Below are 19,623 nucleotides of genomic sequence, written 5' to 3'. Positions count from 1 at the left end.
GAACAGGTACAGAACCGCTCCGACATATCCCAATCCGTGAGGAAAACACATTGAACCAGTCTAACCAAGCCCAGGTCTTCCGGTCGCTCCATGTCCCTGGTCGCCCGCTCATCCTGTTCAATGTCTGGGACGCCGGCTCCGCCAAGGCGGTGGGCACCAGCGGTGCCCAGGCGCTCGGAACCGGGAGCTGGTCAGTCGCAGCCGCATACGGCTTCACAGATGGTGAAAAGATGGCCCTCGACCTTTGCCTCTCGAACCTACAACGGATCGTCCAGGCAACTGAGGTTCCGGTGACAGTTGATCTCGAGAGCGGCTATGGGGCTGATCCCTCGGCCGTTGGAAAGACCGTCTCGGGCGCCTTGCAGGCAGGAGCCATCGGCTGCAATCTCGCAGACAGCTTCCCGGAGAATGGGGCACTCCGCGAGGCTTCCGACCAAGCGGCCCGTCTCCAAGCCGCCAGAGCCGCGGCCGACGCACTCGGGATCCCGGCCTTCCTGAACGCTCGCACGGACATCTTCTTCCAGTCCGGACCTGAGCATCACGACGAGAGTATGGTGGAGGCGGCACTCGAGCGTGGTCGGATCTATGCCGAGGCGGGTGCTGACGGTCTATTCGTCCCAGGATTGGTCGACGAGAGACTCATTGGTCGCCTCGTCGAAGGCTCACCGCTCCCGGTGAACATCATGGTCGGGAAGAAAACGCCGCTCACCGCGAGGCTTGTGGACTTGGGTGTGGCACGGATCAGCCACGGGCCCGGGCCGTACCTTCTGGCGATGCGCGCTCTGGAGGATGCGGCAAGGGCCGCGTTTCAGGAGACCAATCCATTCTCCCATTAGCGACGTACCAGAACTAAGATCCATCAATTACGAGATGGAGCGGGATTTCCTCACGTGCAGCGTTAACATTGGACATATACGCAGTCCGTCACGTGGCGCGGTCGTCTTATGTCAACCCACGTCCTCCCACGTATTGTGAAGGGAATGATCGGATCTGAAGATTCAGGAGCCCGTTTTGAAGGTTATGTGTCTCAACGCCTGGGGCGGCAAACTGCACGATAAGTTGGTTCATTACGTTCTGGCCTGCCCCATGCGGGTGATCCGGGTGTGATGTTAATTCAGGGTTGGTCTGGGCGCCAGCTTGGAAGAAGTGATCAGAACCTCTGGTGCGGGTGGCCGGTAGCCCAATGATGAGTGCGGGCGCACCGTGTTGTAGTGCCGGCGCCAGCTCTCGATGATCACCTGCGCCTCGTCCAAGGTGTAGAAGATTTCTCCTTTCAGCAGTTCATCCCGAAGCTTCGAGTTGAAGCTCTCGCAATAGCCGTTCTCCCATGGGCTGCCCGGCTCGATGTAAGCCGTCCTGGCTCCCACAGCCGTAATCCACTCGCGCACCGCTTTGGCCACGAATTCGCTGCCGTTATCGGAACGAATGTGACCTGGGATGCCACGCAGGATGAACAGGTCCGACAGCACGTCGATCACATCGACGGCTTTCAGCTTCCGGTTCACCCGGATGGCCAGGCATTCCCGCGTAAACTCGTCAATGATGTTGAGCATGCGGAACTTGCGCCCGTCATGTGTGCGGTCCTCGACGAAGTCGTAGCTCCAGACATGGTTGGGATACTCCGGCCGCAGCCGGATGCACGAACCATCGTTGAGCCAGAGCCGACCTTTCTTGGGTTGCTTCTGTGGCACTTTCAGCCCCTCCCTCCGCCAGATCCGCTCCACCCGCTTCTTGTTCACGAGCCAGCCTGCCTCCCGCAGCAGAGCCGCGATCCGACGATAGCCGTAGCGGCCGTACTGGGTGGCCAGGGCGATGATGTCGGCCGTCAAAGCCGCCTCATCCTCGGGCTGCTTGCGGATCTTGCGGCTTACGTGGAGCGGTGCTGACCCAGAACCCGGCAGGCCAGCCGCTCTGAAACGCCAAACTTGCTCGTCACGTGATCTACACAGGCGCGGCGGCGGGCGGGGCTTACCAGTTTCCCGAGGCAGCCTCCTTGAGGATCAACTTCTCCAGGGTGAGATCCGAGACGGCTCGGCGCAGCCGGGCATTCTCCATCTCCAGCTCTTTGAGCCGCTTCACCTGGTCAGACTTCAGCCCGCCGTACTCATTACGCCACCTGTAGTACGTGACCTCCGTCACGCCGATCTGCCGGATGGCTTCCGCCACCGTCCGACCTTGTGCGGTCAGTACGTCAACCTGCCGCAACTTGGAAACGATCTCCTCGGCCGTGTGCCTCTTCTTGCCCATCTGCAGTCCTCCTTCGGCTCAAAAGCCATACTTCAGGGAGGATCACTTTTCAGGAGGCAGACCAGTCCCTCACGTTGAAATCGGTGATCCGATCGAGGTTCGTCTTGGTGTTAGGCTTGGTGTCGAACACAAACACATCTTGGCCGCCGCCGCCGGTCAGGGTGTCCTTGCCCAAGCCGCCGAAGAGACGGTCCTGTCCCGCACCGCCCGTGAGGACGTTGTGGCCAGACGTGCCCCTGATCGTCTCCACCGGAACATCGCCGATCGATATCATAAAGGTCTTATCGAAGCTGATCCCGCCCTCATCCGTGACCCGCACTACGATCTGGTGCGCAGAGCTCTGCTCGTAGTCGAGCAGCTGGCCGTTGACAACCACAAGCTGGTTCCCCGAGAGGGCAAACCTTCCGCCTGCGCCGTCGATCATCTCGAAGCGCAGGCCGTCGCCAGGATTGGGATCGCTGGCCGAGAGAACCCCGACCGTGGTTCCGGCCGCGACATTCTCCTGCACCGCCGCCTGGCTCAGTGTGGTCACGGCGGGCTGGAGGATATGAGTGCCATCGGCATCCGTTACGCTACGGATGCCCTGGTGGTAGAGCTGAGTGCGCTGGGCCAACGTGAAGCTGTCGCCCGTGAGGATCAGCGTGCCATCGGAGGTCTGACTATGGGCCAGCAGCGCCGTGACCTTGTCAGCGAAGGTAATCAAGCCGGTGCCGAGCAGCGTGATGGCCTCGATGCCGGCGACGAACTTGCTGGTCAGATCATAACTTCCGGCCTGCAGGTGCAACGCGTCGGATCCGCCGCCGCCCTGAAACCCAATGATGTCCGTTATGCGAGTAGCATTCGTGATGATCACGTCATTGCCGCTGGAGCCCTGAACGATCTCGATGCCGGTCAACAGATCCGGTGCGGTGAGGTCCAGTGTCCCAGTCTCGATCATCGTGAGAGTGTCGGTTCCCGCACCGGCCTCCAGGCTATCGCCGGCGCTGAGGCCGCCGGCCCTGACCTTAAAGACTTCGTTATCCGCCGATCCTGCTCCGCTCTCTCTGCCTTCGCCAAAGGCGGTCACAGGCGTGTAGCGCTGCTGATAGATGCCATCATCGGAGCCATCCTGCAGGAAGGATTCCCAGGTGACCACCCAGCTGCCGTCCGCCAGCGCCGTCACGCTCGGCTCGTCTTGCGTGTTTATCGTATGGGAGTTGACCCGCTGTTCGCTGCCGTTGAGCGAGCCATTGGCGTTGTAGCGCTGCTGGTAGATGCCAAAGCCAGAGCCGTCCTGGGCGGAATGCCAGGTGACCACCCAGCCGCCGTCCGCCAGCGCCGTGACGCTTGGAGCGTGTTGCGCGCCGGCCGTATAGGTGTTGACCCTCTGTTCACTGCCGTTAAGCGAGCCGTCGGCATTGTAACGCTGCTGGTAGATGCCAAAGCCAGAGCCGTCCTGACCTAAGGAGCTCCAGGTCACGACCCAACCGCCGTCCGCCAGCGCCGTGACGCTCGGAGTGTCTTGCTGGTCGGTCGTATGGGTGTTGACCTGCCGTTCAGTGCCGCTGAGCGAACCGTCAGCATTGTAACGCTGCTGGTAGACCCCATAGCTCGAGCCATCCTGACCATTGGAGCTCCAGGTGACTACCCAGCCGCCATCCTTCAGTGCCGTGACGCTCGGTTCATACTGGAGGCTGGTCGTATAGGTGTTGACCTGCTGTTCGCTACCGCCGAGCGAGCCATCAAGGTTATAGCGCTGCTGGTAGATGCCAAAGCCAGAGCCGTCCTGGGTGGAACTCCAAGTGACCACCCAGCCGCCGTCGGCCAACGCTGTGACGCTTGGATCATATTGGCTATTGGCCGTATAGGTGTTGACCTGCCGTTCAGCGCCGTTAAGCGAACCGTCAGCATTGTAACGTTGTTGGTGGATGCTGCCGAGGGAGCCATCTTGATGATTGGATTCCCAGGTGACCAGCCAGCCGCCATCCTTCAGTGCCGTGACGCTCGGCCTCACTTGCCAGCTTGTCGTATAGGTATTGACCTGCCGTTCGCCGCCGCTGAGCGAGCCGTCCGCATCGTAACGCTGCTGGTAGACGCCAAAGCCACCGCCGTCCTGACCATTGGATTGCCAGGTGACCACCCAGCCGCCGTCAGCCAACGCCGTGATGCTTTGCGAAGATTGCGTACTGTTCGTATAGGTATTGACCCTTTGCTCGCCTTCGAGCCGTACGATCGATGCCACCATATCCGCTGCCCTCGTCCGGCTGTTGAGTCCTTCCGCCGCTGCTCCGAATCTCTTCGTCGATCTTTCGGTCAGAGAGCGGTCACGATCCGGCGGGCGTTGCGGCAGGACTGTAGGAAATTCCTAGCCGCGGCGCAATCTGCCAGGCTTGGGGGGAGAGATCCTGGATGAGAAAGGGCATGGGCGCTGAGTGTATTCAGCAGGGCGTGTGCTTTGATCCGGGTAGGGCGGGCTGCAAGGAGCTTTATGGAAGCACTTTGCCGAATGATGGCTGGCCGATGCCAGCATTCCCATCCGCCTCTATGTGAATTTACCAACTTGTAGGGCCCTGGCTCCTACACAGATGATGAGGGCAGCGCTTTGCGGATGGATTTGTTCGTCCCCGAAGCGGTGCGCTCATCACGCACCCCGCGACTGCCGCCACGCGGCCGGTTGGGGCATTCCCAGGGAGGAAAGATTGATCATCTTTTCCCTGCAGGTCAAAAACGAAAAGAGCGAGTGGAGTTTTACCCTCACACTCGCCCTTCCGTGGATGATCTAACGACCTGACCCTTCGGGTCAAACCCTGTAAAACAGGGGGAGACGTAGGTGCTCGCAACACCTGCGCCTTCCTGGGAATATATCAAACGCCGGAGCGCATGGGAAGTTGCGCTCCGGCGACTTGCTATCAGGAGAGGCCTCTGGCCCCCGGTTCGTCAAACCGTAACAACTCCAGACACTTGCCGGCCCTACTGCTGGATGCCCGGATAGGCCCAGAGGCCTGAAACCCGCATCAGGTCGCGGTAGATCACCATCCGCTCATCCTTGGACACCTTCGCGGCCTCTTCCACAGAGGGGGCGTCAAGGGCCACCACGGGAACGATCCGGGTCTCAAGATCATACTGGCGGAAGGCGTCCTCAAGAAGGGTCCGCGCCCGCCGCATGTGGCTCGCACTGGTCACCAGAATGGCTGTGTCGGCGGTATGGCGCTTCAGAAGGTTCGCCACGTTCAGAACGTTGCCCACGGTATCCTTGGACTTGTCCTCGATCAGGATGCGGTCGCGGTCGATCCCCTTCTCGACCAGCCACTTGGTCATCACGTCGCCTTCCGTCACTCCTGCTTGAGGCTGCCCGCCTGTGACCATGATACGAGCCGTCGGATTGGCCTGCGCCGCCTTCAGCGCCACCTCCAGCCGGTCAAGAAGCGGCTTTTCGGCAGTTCCGTCCTTGGCTAGGGCGTAACCCAGTGCCACAATCATGACCTTACCGGGAACGGTCGGCACGTCCACATTCGGCCGCTCCGCTATGATGGCTTCAGCTCGCACAAAACGCTGGCGATAGGCCTCAGCGCGCTCCCGGTCGAGGCCCGCCATGGCCTGTTCGGCAAGGGTGGTCTGACTCTGGTTCTCTTCGATGCGGGCCAGGGCAGCCAACCAGGCTTGGGCGGAGAACGCGGTCGGATCCTTTGCCAGGATGTCCTCATAGGTGGCGCGGGCGCCAGCAAGGTTCTTCTGCAGGATTTGCGACGATGCTACGGCATAGCGGAAATCGAGCCGGTGAGGGGCGAGTGTAGAGGCCTCAGCGAACGCCTTCTCCACTACATCGTAGCGGCCATGAAGCGTGATGCCTTTGAAAACCTCCGCTTCAGCCTTCTTCACATCCCCGCCGGACCAGTAATACTGCATGCCGGTGTCAACGAGGGTCTTGATCCGGTCTGCCTTATCCTGCTCAAGGGCATGGACGGTGAGGGAAGAACATAGCGCCAGGACGGCAACAAAGCTCACAGCTGCAATTTTTCGCATTCGACTGTCCTCCAAAGTGGGTCAAGGGGCCCAGAACAGGGCTGATGACATCACAAAGAGCGATGACATGGTCGTGACGATAGCCGCGTCTTTCCCGAGGATCAAAAATCTGGCCGACCGCATCAATGGAAATCCCGTGCCGTCACCCGGATAGTGGGCACCTGGCACCGTCAGGTTAACCGGTGGGTGACCGGATCGAGGCATACATGAGGGATGCGGTCGACCCGTCGCACTCGCTATGCCCATCACCGCTTCCCGGCTGAAGTGATCAGCCGTACCATCTGGCTCTGTTTTCGCTTCCCGCTCAGCCTCCGGATGGTGGAGGATATGCTGCCGGCTCGCGGCATCCTAGTTAGCCACGAGACGGTGCGGCTGTGGACGCTGAAATTCGGCCAGAGCTTCGCCAGACAGATCTGCCGCCGTCTGTCCGCACCCGGAGACAAATGGCACCTTGACGGTGTGTCACGAACACATTTCTGAAGGAGGAGATGTGGAGCTGTACAAGAGATGAGGGTCGGCTCCTCGAGGTCTGCAGTCAGATGCCGGCCTCAAACCCCTGCAAGCTGCGGCCGTCAAGGGCGGCCGTGGTGAGCGTTGCAGCTATAGGCGGGACCTCAGTCCTGTCAGGTACGATCCGCAGAGGCGAGCGAAAGCGAACCGCTGATGGGGATGTCACGGTAACGTTTGGCCAGAAGTTTATGGCTTAAGTGCCGTGGCATGACCCATCCCGTCAGCTACAAGCGCCATTGGTTCCCGTCCCAGATCATTGCTCATGCAGTCTGGCTGTATTTCCGACTTCCGCTGAGCCTCCGGCTGGTCGAGGAGATGCTGCTCGAGCGGGGCATTGTTGTTTCGTACGAGACAATCCGGCGATGGGGAAAGAAGTTCGGTCCCGAGTATGCCCGTCGGCTGCGCGGAAAGCCGCCCAGCCCCAACGACGTATGGCATTTAGATGAAGTGGTGATCGGAATTGCAGGTAAGAAGCACCGGATGTGGCGGGCTGTGGACCAGGACGGATGGAACTGTCGCAACCCATCACAACTTAATTCTGTCTATGCCTCCGGCCAGCTCGAGAGGTTTATCATGTTCAAAGGCCGTCATTTCGACCGCTCAGTGATCCTGCTGTGTGTCCGGTGGAATCTGGCCTATGGCCTGAGCCTCCGGAACTTGGAAGAGATGATGGCCGAGCGTGGCATCTCGGTCGACCATGCGACCATCCACAGATGGGTCATTCGCTACTCACCCGAACTGCTGGAGCGGCTCAGTTCAAGCAAGCGAGCCGTCACCGGAAAGTGGCATATGGACGAAACGTATATCAAGGTTCGAGGCCAGTGGCGCTATCTCTATCGCGCCATCGAAAGCAATGGTGACACAGTCGAGTTCTGGTTCAGTGAACGGCGGAATCTGGCTGCTGCGAAGCGGTTCCTGCGCAAGGCCCTGAAGCGGCATGGCCGGCCCGAGCGCATCGTTATCGACGGCAGCCAGACCAACCGCGAGGCGATCCTGTCTTGTGATGCGATGAACCGGCTGGAGGATCACTCACGACGCAAACTGAAGCCGATCCGGATCCGACAAAGTGCCTACTTAAACAATCGCATTCAGAAGGATCATCGTGCCATCAAGAGGCGAGTGCGGCCAATGCTCGGGATCAAGACGATGAACAGCGCTCGTGTGATCCTGGGCGGGATCGAGATGGTGCACATGATGCGCAAGCAGCAGGCGATCTACGCCCGGAATCCGCAGACCTCACTCGTCGAGCAGTTTGAGAGGCTCGCTGCCCGAAGCCAAGACGCCGCCTCAACCATTCCCTAGCCTCCACTACAGATTTGCGACACAGCCTCTCGACCACCCGGTTGGCAGTGTCGGCACTGAAGATGAAGGTATCAGGTTCAGCGCTGCCCGTTGAGCTGTCATCGCCTGCACCACCCGCGAGGTAGAGGGCGACCTCGGTATTAGTTTGCGCCGAACCGTCGATGATGTCGTTGCCGCCAGCCCATTCGCCTCAACCCGCTCCGCAAAGAGCAAGTTGACAGTGATGTCGCCAACGTCGCGGAAGAAGACGAAGCCATTCTTGCCGAGCGAGTTGATCATCATAAGCTCGGCCGCGCCCGAGCCATAGATTTCCAGCGTGTCCTCGCCCTCGCTGCCATCGAAGGTGTCGTCGCCGACGGCGATCCGCATCGCGATAGACGGCAGACGTTTTACGATGATCCCGCGCGGCAACTATGCCTGGCTGCGTAGCACCGAACGCGGGGCCGAATTCTCCCGCGCCCTTGAGAAGGGGCGTATCGCGATCGTTGAAGCAACCTCACAGCGTGGCAACAAGACGACCTATAGCTTCTCTCTCAAGGGCTTCACCGCGGTCATGAAAAAGGCCCACCAGGGATGCCGGTGAGCATGTCCGCTGCTGGATTGCAGATCGTACCGGTCATTCTATGCTGTTTGTGGGGCGCTGCAGCCTCGAATACCTATGGCAAGTCCGGCAATGCCACTCAACCGATGCTTCCGCGCTTTGGCTCGCTCAAGCAGCAGAAGACCAATGTTCGGGTCAGGTCTGGCACCCAGTATCCGATCCGCTGGATCTATCAACGGCAAGGACTTTCCGTCGAGATCATTGCCGAATTCGGTAATTGGCGCCGCATCAGAGGCAGCGATAACTCTGACGGCTGGGTCCACGCGGCGGTACCGTCAGCACTATAGACGTGCCAGCTCGATCTTAGTGGTCTCGCGTCAGCCAGCGAGCACAAAGGTTTGGTCCTTTGGGAGTAAGAGGCCCAAGCGGCTTGCTCAGGCCCGTTTCATGTAGAATTATGAGCGGTGCGCTCCTTGAGCAGCCGTGTAGAGCGTGTAGACGGACTGGCTGCCACAGATGAAAAGCCGGTTCCGCTGCTTGCCTGCGAAGGTTAGATTGGCACATGCCTCCGGCATCAGGATCTGGCCAATCTTTGTGCCATCTGGCATATAGACGTGGATACCATCGATGCCTTCACCACCAAATGCAGTCGCCGCCCAGATGTTGCCGTCCACATCGGCGCGGATGCCATCATGGAAGCCTTTTTCCGAGGTCGCGAATACCTGCCGGTTCGTCAGCTTGCGACCGTTGTCGACCACGTCCCAAACAATAATCCGAGCTGGCTCCGGGTGATGAGTGGCTGCCGTGTCAGCGACATAAAGCTTTCTGTAGTCTGGCGAAAAGCAGAGCCCGTTAGGCTTGAAGATCTCGTCCGTAAGCTTCGTAAGCGTGCGGGATCGGGGATCGATGTGATAGACGCTGGTCGGAAGCTCTAGTTCGCGAACGCCGCCCTCGTACCACCAGTGACTGCCATAGCCCGGATCGGTAAAGATAATGCCGCCATCGGCCGGATGCACAACAGCGTCATTGGGCGCATTCAGCCGCTTGCCCTCAAAGGACTCTGCCAGCACCTCGGGCTCACCTTGCCAGTTGTACCTGACAACACGAGCTGTTGAGTGTTCGCAGGAAATCTGTCGGCCCTCAAAGTCGAATGTGTTACCATTCGAGAAATTTGCTGGGACGCGCAGCGGAGTGACTGCGCCAGTCACCTCGTCCCAGCGCATCTGCCGGTCGTTGGGGATATCAGAGAACACCACATAGCGACCCACGCCATTCCACGCGGATCCTTCCGCCCAGAGGGAGCCGGTCCACTCGCGCTGTAACGGAGCGTTTCCGATCATGTACTTGTTGAAGCGCTTATCGAGGATTTTCCAGGCTGGGTCCGGATAACGCTGGGGCTCCTGTGGACGCATCGGTTGGGCGAGAACTGGAGCGGCGGCGAGGCCTGCAACAGCAGTCATGCCGGTGATAAAGTGGCGTCGATCCAAATCCATCAGATCCTCCTGAGAAGCAGCGTGATCATAGGCCCCTCCGCGTAGGCCCGTTTGTCGGACGCAAGTTGTTCAGGAAGAATGTCACCGATACTCAACCGCGGCAACACCACGGCTTGGTGACCACGTTGACCCTAGTCGCCCGGATTGGGTAACTCCGGTGTTCTGGAACACTGGAAGGGCTTACGGGTATCCCAGAGCTGGCGGTCCGGCCTGACGGGCGGTTAGGTCTCTCGGCTCTAGGTCGGCTGAATGTCTCCCAATGGTCCGAGAGATGCCGGTCCGGGTTCACGGCCATGAACCCGGACAGCTGCAGGAAGCCGGGATACACCAGACGCCCGCGGCCTGGGTAGTGCAGGGGCACGGGATGAATGCAGTTGCTCCCAAACCAGGTGGTCGTGCTCCTGGGCGAAGGCAGTGACGGCCGTCTGGGCGCGGCGGGTGTCGATGGGCCCCAGCAAAAATGCCGAACGAGGCACCTGCGGATGGTGCTGGGCTTCCATCGGGGCAAGGGCCGCCAGGACGGGCACCGCTGGCTGGCAGACGGCCATCACATGCAGGTCGGGCCCGAGTTCCTCAAACATGGCCATGCGGTAGTCGATGTAATCGGAGAGATCGAACGCGCCGTCCGCGAGCGGCACTTGCTTGGCACTGCATCAGTCGGTGATGAACACCTGATGGCTGCCGAGGAAGGCCGCCACCGTGCCGCCCAGGAGCGTGGCGTAGTGGCCCGACATGGGAGCGACGATCAACAGCTTCGGCTTGTCGTCGACTCTCCAAAGGCGATCACCCGGCAGAAGGGACGCTGCTCGTACCCTGGAGAACCAAGTTCCGGTGGACAGAGCAGGAAGCCGGTGCATTGTGACTGGCAGCGGACTGAAACTGCCCGGAGAGTGGGCCACAAACCCTCAGGGAGTAACTGGCCGCCCGGCCGAGCGTGCTACATGAGCAAGGATAAGGAACTTCTGCTGCCTCTGCCATGAGTCAGGCCCAGCCTTGCGATAAGCGTCATTGAGGGGCTCCCGAAAAGCTTTCCCGCCGTCAAAGAGAGCATGAGGTTTTGTGGGGCCGCTCTTAAGCGTTCTGGGGCAGTTCTTCTTGACGATCAGGTAAACGGGTTGAGATGGCAGGCTCCTGAAAATGATCCACAATTTGATGCTCGACAGATCCTTGTGCCCCCAAATCCATCCGCGCCACTTAACCTTAAGTTGGTGCGGCCTTAGCACGTGCATCAGTCGATCTTTCAACTTCATCCAAGCCGTCTCAGTAACAGACTGGCGCCGTGAGAGTCGTGGGTGAATAACCCTTTCTCTATTGTCATTGCGGATTTGCGACAGAGTCGCCGGAACTCGCTTTTGCTACTCCTTCACCGCGCCTGTCATGGAGGCGACGTAGTAGTCCACGAAGAATGAGTAGAGCAGCACCACCGGCAGGGAGCCAAGCAGAGCTCCCGCCATCAGCGCTCCCCATTCATAGACGTCGCCGCGCACAAGTTCGGTCAGTACACCCACAGGAACAGTCTTGTTCTCCGACGACTGGATGAAGGTTAGCGCGTAGATGAACTCGTTCCAAGACAGGGTGAAGGCGAAGATGCCGGCGGAAATCAGCCCCGGAACGGACAGCGGAAGCATGATCTTCGTCAGGATCTGCCAGCGTGAGGCTCCGTCTACGAGGGCGCATTCTTCGAGCTCGTAAGGAATTGACCGGAAATAGCCCATCAGCAGCCAAGTGCAGAAGGGTATGAGGAAGGTCGGATAAGTGAAGATCAGGGCAAGCTTGCTGTCATAAATCCCGAACTTAAAGGTCATCACCGCCAGCGGGATGAACAGGATCGACGGCGGCACCAGATAAGCCAAGAAGATCGCCAAACCTGTCCAGCGGGATCCTGCAAAGCGGACGCGCTCGATAGCGTAGGCCGCGAAGACTGAAGCCGCGAGCGAAAGGATGGTGGAGCCCAGCGCCACCAGCATCGTATTCCATAGCCAGCCTGGATACGAGGTTTCAAACAGCAGATAATAGATGTGCTGCAGGGTCGGACTAGACGGCCAGAACGGGCTGTAATTGTTGAAATCTGTCATCTCGTGATTGGGCTTCAGAGCCGTCACCGTCATCCAGTAGAACGGAAAGAGCAGCACGAAGGTAAAAACCGCAAGAGGCAGGTAGACGACCACGACGCGCCTGGGCAGGCGGTCAAGATAGCTCATTCCGACGCTCTCGTCCGGCGCTGCGGTACCGCGGGGAACCGCGTTGGTAACCACATCCATGAACTCGAACTCCCTGTGTTAATCTGCGCCGCCCTGCTGCCACTTGCGGCGCTGCAGGCCGAAATAGCTGAACAGGATCGCTGCGAGCAGGAATGGGATCATGGCGACGGCGATGGCAGCACCCTCGCCGAGTTGGCCGCCGGGGATGGCCCGCTGGAACGAGAGTGTTGCCATCAAGTGCGTGGCATTCAACGGCCCACCACGGGTCAGCACATAGATCAGCTGGAAGTCGGTGAAGGTGAACAGCACCGAGAAGGTCATCACCACCGCAATCAGCGGCGAGAGCATCGGCAGGGTGATGTAGCGAAACCGCTGCCACCCGGTGGCGCCATCGAGTGTCGCCGCCTCGTGCAGGGAGGGTGAAATGGTTTGAAGCCCCGCCAGAAGCGTAATGGCGACGAAGGGAATACCGCGCCAGACATTCGCGGCAATGACGGAGGCACGCGCGTTCTCCATATCACCGAGGAAGTTGATCGGCATATCGATGATCCCGAGTTCAATCATCCCCCAGGAGATCACTGAAAACTGGGAATCGTAGATCCACCAGAATGCAATCGCCGAGAGCACCGTAGGAACCACCCAGGGCAGCAGGAGGACCGCCCGGAAAAAGGATTTGAACGGCAGGTGCTCGTTGAGAATGAGCGCAAGCCAAAGACCTAAAGCGAATTTCAGGATCGAGGCGGTAATCGTATAAAGCAGGGTGTTGAAAACGGAGAGCCAGAAGAGGGAGTCGTCCCACAGGAGTTGATAATTCTCCAGGCCGATCCAGACGCCGTCGCGTCCGATGCGTGTATCCGTAAAGCCGAGCCAGACCCCGAGCCCAAGCGGATAGGTCAGGAAGATGAGCAGGAAGGCGAGGGCAGGCAGCATGAACAGAAAGCCGACCATGCCGCGACTCTGCAGCAGGGAAGCCTTCGGCTCCGGTGGCAGGAGAACGCGGTCTTGTACGGCAGCATCAGCCATTGACGGATCCTTGAACCGGCCGTGCCCCTCCCTCGGGTGAGGAAGGGGCAATTTATAAGTATTAGAGGCGGTAGTAGCGGTTGGCGCGGGTTTCCGCGCGCTTGGCCGCTTCTTCCGGCGAGCGCTGGCCGGAGGCTGCTTCCGCCACCATGTCGACCATCACGTAGTCGGCCATCGTCGCCGCCGAGGCATAGCCGAGCGGGCCGGCATAGCCGTTGGGCACCAGGGTTTCCGAGGCCTTAGCATAGGGTGCATGCAGAGGGTCCGAGGTCCAGACCGGGTTGTCCGCATAAGCCTTAAGTGGCTGGCAGCAATAGGCGCTGGAAGCCCTTATCCATTCCGACATCTGCGGCTGCTCGTACATGAACTTCAGGTACGCCTTGGCTGCCTGTGGGAACTTGGTGTGCTGGAAGATCACGGACGATGTGGTCTGGTGCAACTCCATGGGACGCCCGATCGGGCCGATCGGCATGTTGGCGGAGCGCATGTCTGCTGCCATTTCGGCGAGCTTGGGGTCGGTCTTCGCCGAATAGTAGAGCGACACACCGTTGGCCGTGAGACCGACGTCACCGGCCAGGAAGGCGCGATTGTTGTTGATGTCAAGCCAAGCTTCGGTGCCCGGAATGAACTGCTGGTAGAGTTCGCGGGCGTATTGAAGCGCCTTGATGGTCTCAGGCGAGTTGATGACGACCTTGCCATTCTCGTCCACCATCTTGCCGCCATGGCTCCAGACGATCCAGTGGGCGAAGTTGTTGCCGTCGCCCACTGCCTTGCCGAGAGCGAACCCCATGGGCTTCGCCTTGGCTTTCAGCGCTTTGGCGAGTTCAAGGAAGCCTGCCGTATCTTTCGGCATCTCTTGGAAGCCCGCCGCCTTCAGCATGCTCTCGCGATAGATGATGCCGTTGCCGATGGCTGCGAGCGGCAGGGCGACGAACTGGTCGCCACGCTTGGCATAGCCTTGGAGGCCATCGTACCAGCCGCCGTACTTGTTGCCGAGATAGTTGGCGAGGTCTGTGACGGGCAAGAGCTTTTCAGGATACTGGTGTGGATCATCAAACCAAACCAGCATAATGTCGGGGCCGGAGCCTACGTTGGCTGCAACAGCTGCCTTGGGCCGGATATCCTCCCAGCTTTCCTTGTCTATGCGCACGTCGACGCCGGTAGCTTGCGTGAACTTCTGGGTATTGGCGATCCATTGATCCTCGTCGCCCTTCACGAAAGGCGCCCAGCGCAACACGCGAAGTGATGCGCCTTGCTCAGGCTTGTACTGAGGTTCTGTGGCCTGCGCGAAAGCGGGCAGGGAGCCAAGGAGCGGGGCGCTGGCCCCGCCGACTGCGACTGTGGCGGTCCCGATAAGCAGATCACGTCTGGATAGGGTCATCGTGGTTTCCTCCGCATGTCCGGGATATATGTCGAGCGGCGCGGCTGTCCCGGTGTGGCTGCGCGCTTGAAGTCAGTTGATGCGCCGTCCGCTGTCCCTGTCGAAGAGATGCACAAGGGCAGGATCGGGCGCGACAAGGATAGTCTCCCCCGGCCGGGCGCTGATGCGCTCGCGGAAAACGCAGGTGATCTCCTCGTGTCCCGCTCTTGCAACCACCTGCGTCTCGGAGCCTGTAGGCTCGACGACGATTACCTCGACGGGCATGCCATCACTTCTGAGCTGGAAATGCTCCGGGCGGATGCCATAATAGGCAGGCCGGCCGACGGAGGCGGCGGGGGCGCTTTGAACCGGCAAAACCATATTGCCGACCCTGACGCCCGAGGAGTCGATTGTGCCCTGCAGCACATTCATGGCAGGGGAGCCGATGAAGCCCGCGACAAAGAGGTTTACCGGGCGGTCGTAGAGGTCGAGCGGGGCACCCATCTGCTCCACGATGCCGTCGTGCATCACCACAATCTTGTCGGCCATGGTCATGGCCTCGATCTGGTCGTGCGTGACATAGATCGTGGTGGTCTTGAGCCGCTGGTGCAGAGCCTTGATTTCACCGCGCATGGAGACGCGCAGCTTGGCGTCGAGGTTGGAGAGCGGCTCGTCGAACAGAAACACTTGAGGATCGCGCACGATGGCCCGGCCCATGGCCACGCGCTGTCGCTGGCCGCCGGAGAGCTGGCGCGGATAGCGATCGAGCAGAGGAGTGAGGCCCAGGATCTCGGCGGCGTGGTTGACCTTCCCTGCGATCTCCACCTTCGGCGCCTTCTTGAGCATGAGCGAGAAGGCCATGTTGTCGGCAACCGTCATATGCGGGTAGAGTGCATAGTTCTGGAACACCATAGCAATATCGCGCTCTTTGGGAGCCACATTGTTCACCACCCTCGGGCCGATGCGGATTTCTCCGCCCGTGATGTTCTCCAATCCTGCTACCATCCTCAGGAGCGTGGATTTTCCGCAGCCCGACGGACCTACCAGGATGACGAACTCGCCATCCTGGATGTCGATTGAGACACCGTGGATGACTTGTTGCGAGCCGTAGGCTTTTCTGACATCCCTGATCTCAACAGAAGCCATGGAATGCCCGCTCATCGTTGGTCGTTGGACCGGCTATGCTGCCAGACAGAAAGCAAGAGAGCCCATGTGGTTGGGCAGCAGGCGCAATATGCGCCGCGACGGAAGGTCGGCGTCGAAGCATTCACTTCCTCCGTATTCCCGCTATCATCGGCTGCGCATCTGACGTGCGCTTACATTTTTATGGCATGGAATATTCTAGGAGTATCAGAGTAAGATCAAGCGCCCAGTTCAAGCCGGTTCACTGACGCCAAGTTCTGCTTTCCGCAATGAAGCGAGCGCCCCGTGCAACATAGGATCACCGACGAGTTCAGGTTGAACTCAAGCCTTCCCTTCGCGCGCCAGATTCTGAATATTTTCTTAGTTGTCTGAGAGCTTAGACTTCCAAGCGGAGAAGAGCTTCGATGAAGTCATCTACATCGACGACGGATTGGGCGGTTGGTTCGAAGCTTGAGCCGGTGCAGGGGAGAGAGGTATGAGCAGCAGCAGGCGGTTCAAAGGACGTAAGGCAATTGTCACCGGTGGAGCGTCGGGCATCGGCCTTGGCGTATGCGCCAGGCTGGCCTTCGAAGGGGCCCAGGTCGCCGTTTGGGACATGAGCGAGGACGCTCTTGCCCTGGCTGGGGACAGTATTGGAGCGAGTGTCACAACGATACGGGTCGATATCACCGACCCGCAAGCTGTCGAGAGGGCGCGCGATGAAACTCTAGCGGCTCTCGGCGGCATCGACATCCTCGTTGCGAGCGCCGGTATTACGGGGCCGAACACCACGGTCGCGGAGTATCCCGTTGATGCCTGGCGTCAGGTGATCGATGTGAACCTGAACGGGCTGTTCTATTGCAACCGCGCAGTGGTTCCTTCGATGATTGCAGGTGGTTACGGCCGCATCGTCAATGTGGCCTCCGTCGCTGGCAAGGAGGGCAATCCGAATGCCTCGGCATATAGCGCCTCTAAGGCTGCCGTGATCGGCCTGACGAAATCCCTTGGCAAGGAGTTAGCGAAAAATAACATCACTGTGAACTGCGTCACGCCGGCTGCCGTCCGGACGCCGATCTTCGACCAGATGACTCAGGCGCATATCGACTACATGCTCTCGAAGATCCCCATCGGACGTTTCGGAACGGTGGAAGAGGTGACGGCCCTGATCTGCTGGCTTGCGAGCAAGGAGTGTTCCTTCACGACCGGCGGCGTCTTCGATGTCTCGGGTGGACGCGCAACCTATTGAGCGGAGGGGGAAATTCGCAGAGAGGCACCGTCAGCTTAACCAGGGGGTGACTGGATCGAGGCATATGTGAGGGATAAAGAACACCCGTCATCCTCACTATGCCCGCCACGGCTTTCCGGCCGAAGTGATCAGCCATGCTGTCTGGCTGTACTTCCAGTTTCCGCTGAGCCTGCGCATGGTGGAGGAGATGCTGGCCGCCCGCGGTATCCTGGTCAGCCACGAGACGGTCCGGCAATGGGCGCTCAAGTTCGGCCAGGATTTTGCCAACCAGATCCGCCGGCGTCTCCCAGCACCCGGAGACAAGTGGCACCTGGGCGAGATTGTGATCAGCATCGCCGGCCAGGAGCACTGGCTGTGGCGGGCCGTGGACCAGCACGGGGTTGTGCTCGACTTCCTGGTTCAGAGCCGGCGCAATGCCCAGGCGGCCAAGCGGCTATTGCGCAAGCTGCTCAAGAAGCAAGGCATCGCACCGCGCGTGATGGTCACGGACAAACTGGCCAGCTATGCCGCCGCGAAGAGAGTGGTCATGCCGGGTGTGGAGCATCGCCAACATAAAGGGTTGAACAATTGAGCCGAGAACTCTCACCAGCCGACCCGACGACCCGAGCGCATTATGAAGCGCTTCAAGTCAGCCGGGCAGGCCCAACGCTTCCTATCCGTCCATGATCAGGTTGCTAGCCTCTTCCGCCGTCCTGCCAACACCAATGCAGCTGATCATCGTGCGTCCCGAGCTCACGCCTTTCGAGTCTGGAGCGAGGTGATAGGCGCCGCGAGTGCCTGATCCGATGCTCCTGAAGGGGTGAACCTGTCTCAAGTCGTTAAGTTGACGATGCCCGATCACAGGTGCCTTGGCGGAGAGCCCGGGCAGCCAGATTGCTTTCTTCGAGCCTCGGAGCAAGGGCTCCTTGCATTACCATATCATTCCTCTTGCGAGCATCGTCGCTGGGTCTAATATGCGTAGCGAAGGCGCTGACCCTGTGTTTCTCCACAATCGCCGGTACCTGACACAGCGCAAGATCCGCAAGGAAAGGTCCGGCGCCGGCGGCTTAACAGAAACTATATTGCGCCTTTCTGGGTTGCCTCGTCCTGCCTCCGCCATATACGAATAAAGGCCTTCTTCAACTTCTTTCATTTTCAGGGTTTCATGACCATCCGCCGCCGATTTCTCCTCGCTTCGTCCCTGGCCCGCCTCATCCAGCGGGAAAGGGGCGGTCTGCGTCAGATCGAAGGCTTCTTCCCGGAACAGCGGGATCGCACCTCCTGGGTTCGGCTCGAGGAGAACAGGGGTCTGCTGATCCTCCGGACGATGGGTCCGCACGGTGAGACAGAGGAACAAACCGAGGTGCCGGTGGGCCACGCCCATGCGCTGCTCGATGTTTGTGCCGGCGAGGTCGACTACACCCGCACAATGCTCCGGATCGGTGACCGTGATGCCCTCATCGACCAGTTCAACCGCCCTCGTGATCTGCACTTCGTGACGGTGGAGTTCGACGGCGAGTCCGAGGGCAGGGAATTCCACCCGCTTGCGTGGTTTGGCCCTGAGATCACAACAGAGGCCCGCTACAGCAATCAGGCGATTGCCCTGAGAGGCGTCGAACAATACCAGGATGCTCCCCTGTCCGATGAGGCGCTCAACAGCCTGCTTGACACCCTGGAGAACCGCTTGCCGGTTCAGCCGAGAGTGCCAGTCAAGCGTCCCGCCGCCAAGCAGCGAGCGGTCAACAAGGCTCTGGCTGGCTCAGCTCAAGAAGGTGGCCGGGCCGCCCAAGTCAACCTCGACGACATCGAGGCGGCGATGATGGCCGAGATGGAGCGTACGTTGTAGAAGGGCAGACCTGAGTAAGGTCTGCTGGTCGGATGCCTGACGCTCGCTCGCCCATCCGGCACCACCTTGTGCCCTAACAACACGACCCGGAGCAGGGTAGGGCACGGTTCTTCAGCCTGATGATTGAACGCGACTTGTTCGGTACCATCCGGATGGTCCGGAACTGGGGCGCCATTGGTTCAAAGGGTCAGGAGAAGGTCGACATCTTCCCAACTGAGGCGGAAGCTGCTCGTGCGCTGGAGGGCTGGGCCGAGACCCAGCGGCAGAAGGGCTATACCGATCTATGACGCGGTGGGGAGCTCACGAGCCCCAGCAGATCGTCCTGTTAAGAGGTGGCGGATGACCGTATCTTCCGCTGTCGGAGTGGCGCAGCCTCAGTCGCTGTCCGCCACGTCCACACACTCGCCGCCCTGAAGATCGTAAGAGCTGATACCAACCGGCGCTGATGCTCATGCATGGGCCCAGTCGCGCACACCGATGGACATGATGGTCCAAGGTTGGTCTACGAGTTTGTTCCAAGCCGCACAGCAATGATCGAGGATGTCCGGGTAGGACGTGAAGATCCGGTTGGAGAGCCAGTTCTCTCTCATGTACTGCCAGATGTTCTCGACCGGGTTCAACTCGGGCGCTTTCGCCGGCAGCGGCAGAAGCGTGATGTTGGAGGGCACCTTCAATTTGCGCGAGACATGCCAGCCCGCTTGGTCCAACAGCAGCAGCGCGTGCGCTCCGGGCGCCAACGCTTGCGCGATCT

At 59.9% G+C, this 19,623-nt stretch carries 15 protein-coding genes and 6 pseudogenes; 10 read left to right on the top strand and 11 right to left on the bottom strand.

Going from position 1 to position 19,623, the window contains the following annotated elements; genetic code table 11:
* Positions 1-50 precede the first annotated feature (50 nt).
* A complete protein-coding gene (locus tag JQC81_RS22695) occupies positions 51-836 on the top strand; it encodes an isocitrate lyase/PEP mutase family protein (protein WP_203274081.1) in 786 nt (261 codons plus the stop codon).
* 273 nt (positions 837-1,109) lie between these two features.
* On the opposite strand, the pseudogene JQC81_RS22690 reads toward JQC81_RS22695, so the two are convergent.
* The 3 genes and pseudogenes from JQC81_RS22690 to JQC81_RS22680 all read right to left on the bottom strand — a co-directional run bounded on the left by JQC81_RS22690 (position 1,110) and on the right by JQC81_RS22680 (position 6,249).
* A pseudogene (locus JQC81_RS22690) lies at positions 1,110-2,247 on the bottom strand (IS3 family transposase).
* A 49-nt stretch (positions 2,248-2,296) separates the two neighbouring features.
* Positions 2,297-4,471: a cadherin domain-containing protein gene (locus JQC81_RS33965; protein ID WP_281400367.1), complete on the bottom strand. Its 2,175-nt coding sequence runs from the start codon at positions 4,469-4,471 to the stop codon at positions 2,297-2,299.
* Positions 4,472-5,196: 725 nt separating this feature from the next.
* Positions 5,197-6,249 (bottom strand): YdcF family protein, encoded by a 1,053-nt coding sequence (locus tag JQC81_RS22680; RefSeq protein ID WP_203274080.1) that lies wholly within the window; start codon positions 6,247-6,249, stop codon positions 5,197-5,199.
* Between the two features lie 213 nt (positions 6,250-6,462).
* On the opposite strand from JQC81_RS22680, the pseudogene JQC81_RS33390 reads away from it, so the two are divergent.
* From JQC81_RS33390 to JQC81_RS22670, 3 genes and pseudogenes are all read left to right on the top strand, one after another.
* A pseudogene (locus JQC81_RS33390) lies at positions 6,463-6,711 on the top strand (IS6 family transposase); the annotation flags it as partial.
* Between the two features lie 255 nt (positions 6,712-6,966).
* A pseudogene (locus tag JQC81_RS22675) lies at positions 6,967-7,269 on the top strand (IS6 family transposase); the annotation flags it as partial.
* Between the two features lie 63 nt (positions 7,270-7,332).
* Complete coding sequence (locus JQC81_RS22670; RefSeq protein ID WP_203274098.1) at positions 7,333-8,061, top strand: IS6 family transposase; 729 nt, start codon at positions 7,333-7,335, stop codon at positions 8,059-8,061.
* Between the two features lie 6 nt (positions 8,062-8,067).
* On the opposite strand, the gene JQC81_RS22665 is transcribed toward JQC81_RS22670, so the two are convergent.
* A complete protein-coding gene (locus tag JQC81_RS22665) occupies positions 8,068-8,430 on the bottom strand; it encodes a hypothetical protein (protein WP_203274079.1) in 363 nt (120 codons plus the stop codon).
* Positions 8,431-8,455: 25 nt separating this feature from the next.
* Here JQC81_RS22665 and JQC81_RS22660 point away from each other — a divergent pair, with 25 nt between their 5' ends.
* Both JQC81_RS22660 and JQC81_RS22655 read left to right on the top strand, forming a co-directional pair.
* A complete protein-coding gene (locus JQC81_RS22660; protein ID WP_203274078.1) occupies positions 8,456-8,644 on the top strand; it encodes an invasion associated locus B family protein in 189 nt (62 codons plus the stop codon).
* A gap of 2 nt (positions 8,645-8,646) precedes the next feature.
* On the top strand, positions 8,647-8,949 hold the full coding sequence (locus JQC81_RS22655) for an SH3 domain-containing protein (RefSeq protein WP_203274077.1): 303 nt from the start codon (positions 8,647-8,649) through the stop codon (positions 8,947-8,949).
* Between the two features lie 108 nt (positions 8,950-9,057).
* Here the strand turns inward: JQC81_RS22655 and JQC81_RS22650 are convergent, their stop codons facing one another.
* The 6 genes and pseudogenes from JQC81_RS22650 to JQC81_RS22625 all read right to left on the bottom strand — a co-directional run bounded on the left by JQC81_RS22650 (position 9,058) and on the right by JQC81_RS22625 (position 15,825).
* Positions 9,058-10,095 carry an SMP-30/gluconolactonase/LRE family protein gene (locus JQC81_RS22650; RefSeq protein ID WP_203274076.1) on the bottom strand — a complete coding sequence of 346 codons (1,038 nt, stop codon included), beginning with the start codon at positions 10,093-10,095 and terminating at the stop codon, positions 9,058-9,060.
* A 247-nt stretch (positions 10,096-10,342) separates the two neighbouring features.
* A pseudogene (locus JQC81_RS22645) lies at positions 10,343-10,900 on the bottom strand (polyhydroxyalkanoate depolymerase); the annotation flags it as partial.
* A 550-nt stretch (positions 10,901-11,450) separates the two neighbouring features.
* Entirely contained in the window at positions 11,451-12,356 is a 906-nt protein-coding gene (locus JQC81_RS22640) for a carbohydrate ABC transporter permease (protein WP_199051781.1), read from the bottom strand.
* 18 nt (positions 12,357-12,374) lie between these two features.
* Entirely contained in the window at positions 12,375-13,319 is a 945-nt protein-coding gene (locus tag JQC81_RS22635; protein ID WP_203274075.1) for a carbohydrate ABC transporter permease, read from the bottom strand.
* A gap of 61 nt (positions 13,320-13,380) precedes the next feature.
* Positions 13,381-14,700: an ABC transporter substrate-binding protein gene (locus JQC81_RS22630; protein ID WP_203274074.1), complete on the bottom strand. Its 1,320-nt coding sequence runs from the start codon at positions 14,698-14,700 to the stop codon at positions 13,381-13,383.
* 72 nt (positions 14,701-14,772) lie between these two features.
* A complete protein-coding gene (locus JQC81_RS22625) occupies positions 14,773-15,825 on the bottom strand; it encodes an ABC transporter ATP-binding protein (RefSeq protein WP_203274073.1) in 1,053 nt (350 codons plus the stop codon).
* A gap of 472 nt (positions 15,826-16,297) precedes the next feature.
* On the opposite strand from JQC81_RS22625, the gene JQC81_RS22620 reads away from it, so the two are divergent.
* The 4 genes and pseudogenes from JQC81_RS22620 to JQC81_RS33385 all read left to right on the top strand — a co-directional run.
* Entirely contained in the window at positions 16,298-17,047 is a 750-nt protein-coding gene (locus tag JQC81_RS22620) for an SDR family NAD(P)-dependent oxidoreductase (RefSeq protein WP_203274072.1), read from the top strand.
* A 73-nt stretch (positions 17,048-17,120) separates the two neighbouring features.
* A pseudogene (locus JQC81_RS22615) lies at positions 17,121-17,828 on the top strand (IS6 family transposase).
* Positions 17,829-18,191: 363 nt separating this feature from the next.
* Positions 18,192-18,872: a CYTH domain-containing protein gene (locus JQC81_RS22610; protein WP_203274071.1), complete on the top strand. Its 681-nt coding sequence runs from the start codon at positions 18,192-18,194 to the stop codon at positions 18,870-18,872.
* A gap of 89 nt (positions 18,873-18,961) precedes the next feature.
* Positions 18,962-19,159 (top strand): annotated as a pseudogene (locus JQC81_RS33385) (WGR domain-containing protein); the annotation flags it as partial.
* A gap of 162 nt (positions 19,160-19,321) precedes the next feature.
* On the opposite strand, the gene JQC81_RS22600 reads toward JQC81_RS33385, so the two are convergent.
* Positions 19,322-19,623, bottom strand: a 302-nt coding sequence (locus JQC81_RS22600) for a transposase (protein ID WP_203274070.1), incomplete at its 5' end; no start/stop codon positions are given.

The organism is Microvirga arabica (genome assembly GCF_016811235.1).
Taxonomy (GTDB): domain Bacteria; phylum Pseudomonadota; class Alphaproteobacteria; order Rhizobiales; family Beijerinckiaceae; genus Microvirga; species Microvirga arabica.
Note: the sequence above shows the minus strand (reverse complement) of the source record. Positions and strands in the feature narration are given on the sequence as shown.

Excerpts from the sequence above, each read along its gene's own strand:
- JQC81_RS22630 (WP_203274074.1), bottom strand. The coding sequence starts at position 14,700 with ATGACCCTATCCAGACGTGATCTGCTTATCGGGACCGCCACAGTCGCA.
- JQC81_RS22650 (WP_203274076.1), bottom strand. The coding sequence starts at position 10,095 with ATGGATTTGGATCGACGCCACTTTATCACCGGCATGACTGCTGTTGCA.
- JQC81_RS22660 (WP_203274078.1), top strand. The coding sequence starts at position 8,456 with ATGATCCCGCGCGGCAACTATGCCTGGCTGCGTAGCACCGAACGCGGG.
- JQC81_RS22640 (WP_199051781.1), bottom strand. The coding sequence starts at position 12,356 with ATGGATGTGGTTACCAACGCGGTTCCCCGCGGTACCGCAGCGCCGGAC.
- JQC81_RS33965 (WP_281400367.1), bottom strand. The coding sequence starts at position 4,471 with ATGGTGGCATCGATCGTACGGCTCGAAGGCGAGCAAAGGGTCAATACC.
- JQC81_RS22670 (WP_203274098.1), top strand. The coding sequence starts at position 7,333 with ATGTTCAAAGGCCGTCATTTCGACCGCTCAGTGATCCTGCTGTGTGTC.
- JQC81_RS22610 (WP_203274071.1), top strand. The coding sequence starts at position 18,192 with ATGACCATCCGCCGCCGATTTCTCCTCGCTTCGTCCCTGGCCCGCCTC.
- JQC81_RS22665 (WP_203274079.1), bottom strand. The coding sequence starts at position 8,430 with ATGCGGATCGCCGTCGGCGACGACACCTTCGATGGCAGCGAGGGCGAG.
- JQC81_RS22680 (WP_203274080.1), bottom strand. The coding sequence starts at position 6,249 with ATGCGAAAAATTGCAGCTGTGAGCTTTGTTGCCGTCCTGGCGCTATGT.
- JQC81_RS22625 (WP_203274073.1), bottom strand. The coding sequence starts at position 15,825 with ATGGCTTCTGTTGAGATCAGGGATGTCAGAAAAGCCTACGGCTCGCAA.
- JQC81_RS22620 (WP_203274072.1), top strand. The coding sequence starts at position 16,298 with ATGAGCAGCAGCAGGCGGTTCAAAGGACGTAAGGCAATTGTCACCGGT.
- JQC81_RS22635 (WP_203274075.1), bottom strand. The coding sequence starts at position 13,319 with ATGGCTGATGCTGCCGTACAAGACCGCGTTCTCCTGCCACCGGAGCCG.
- JQC81_RS22655 (WP_203274077.1), top strand. The coding sequence starts at position 8,647 with ATGTCCGCTGCTGGATTGCAGATCGTACCGGTCATTCTATGCTGTTTG.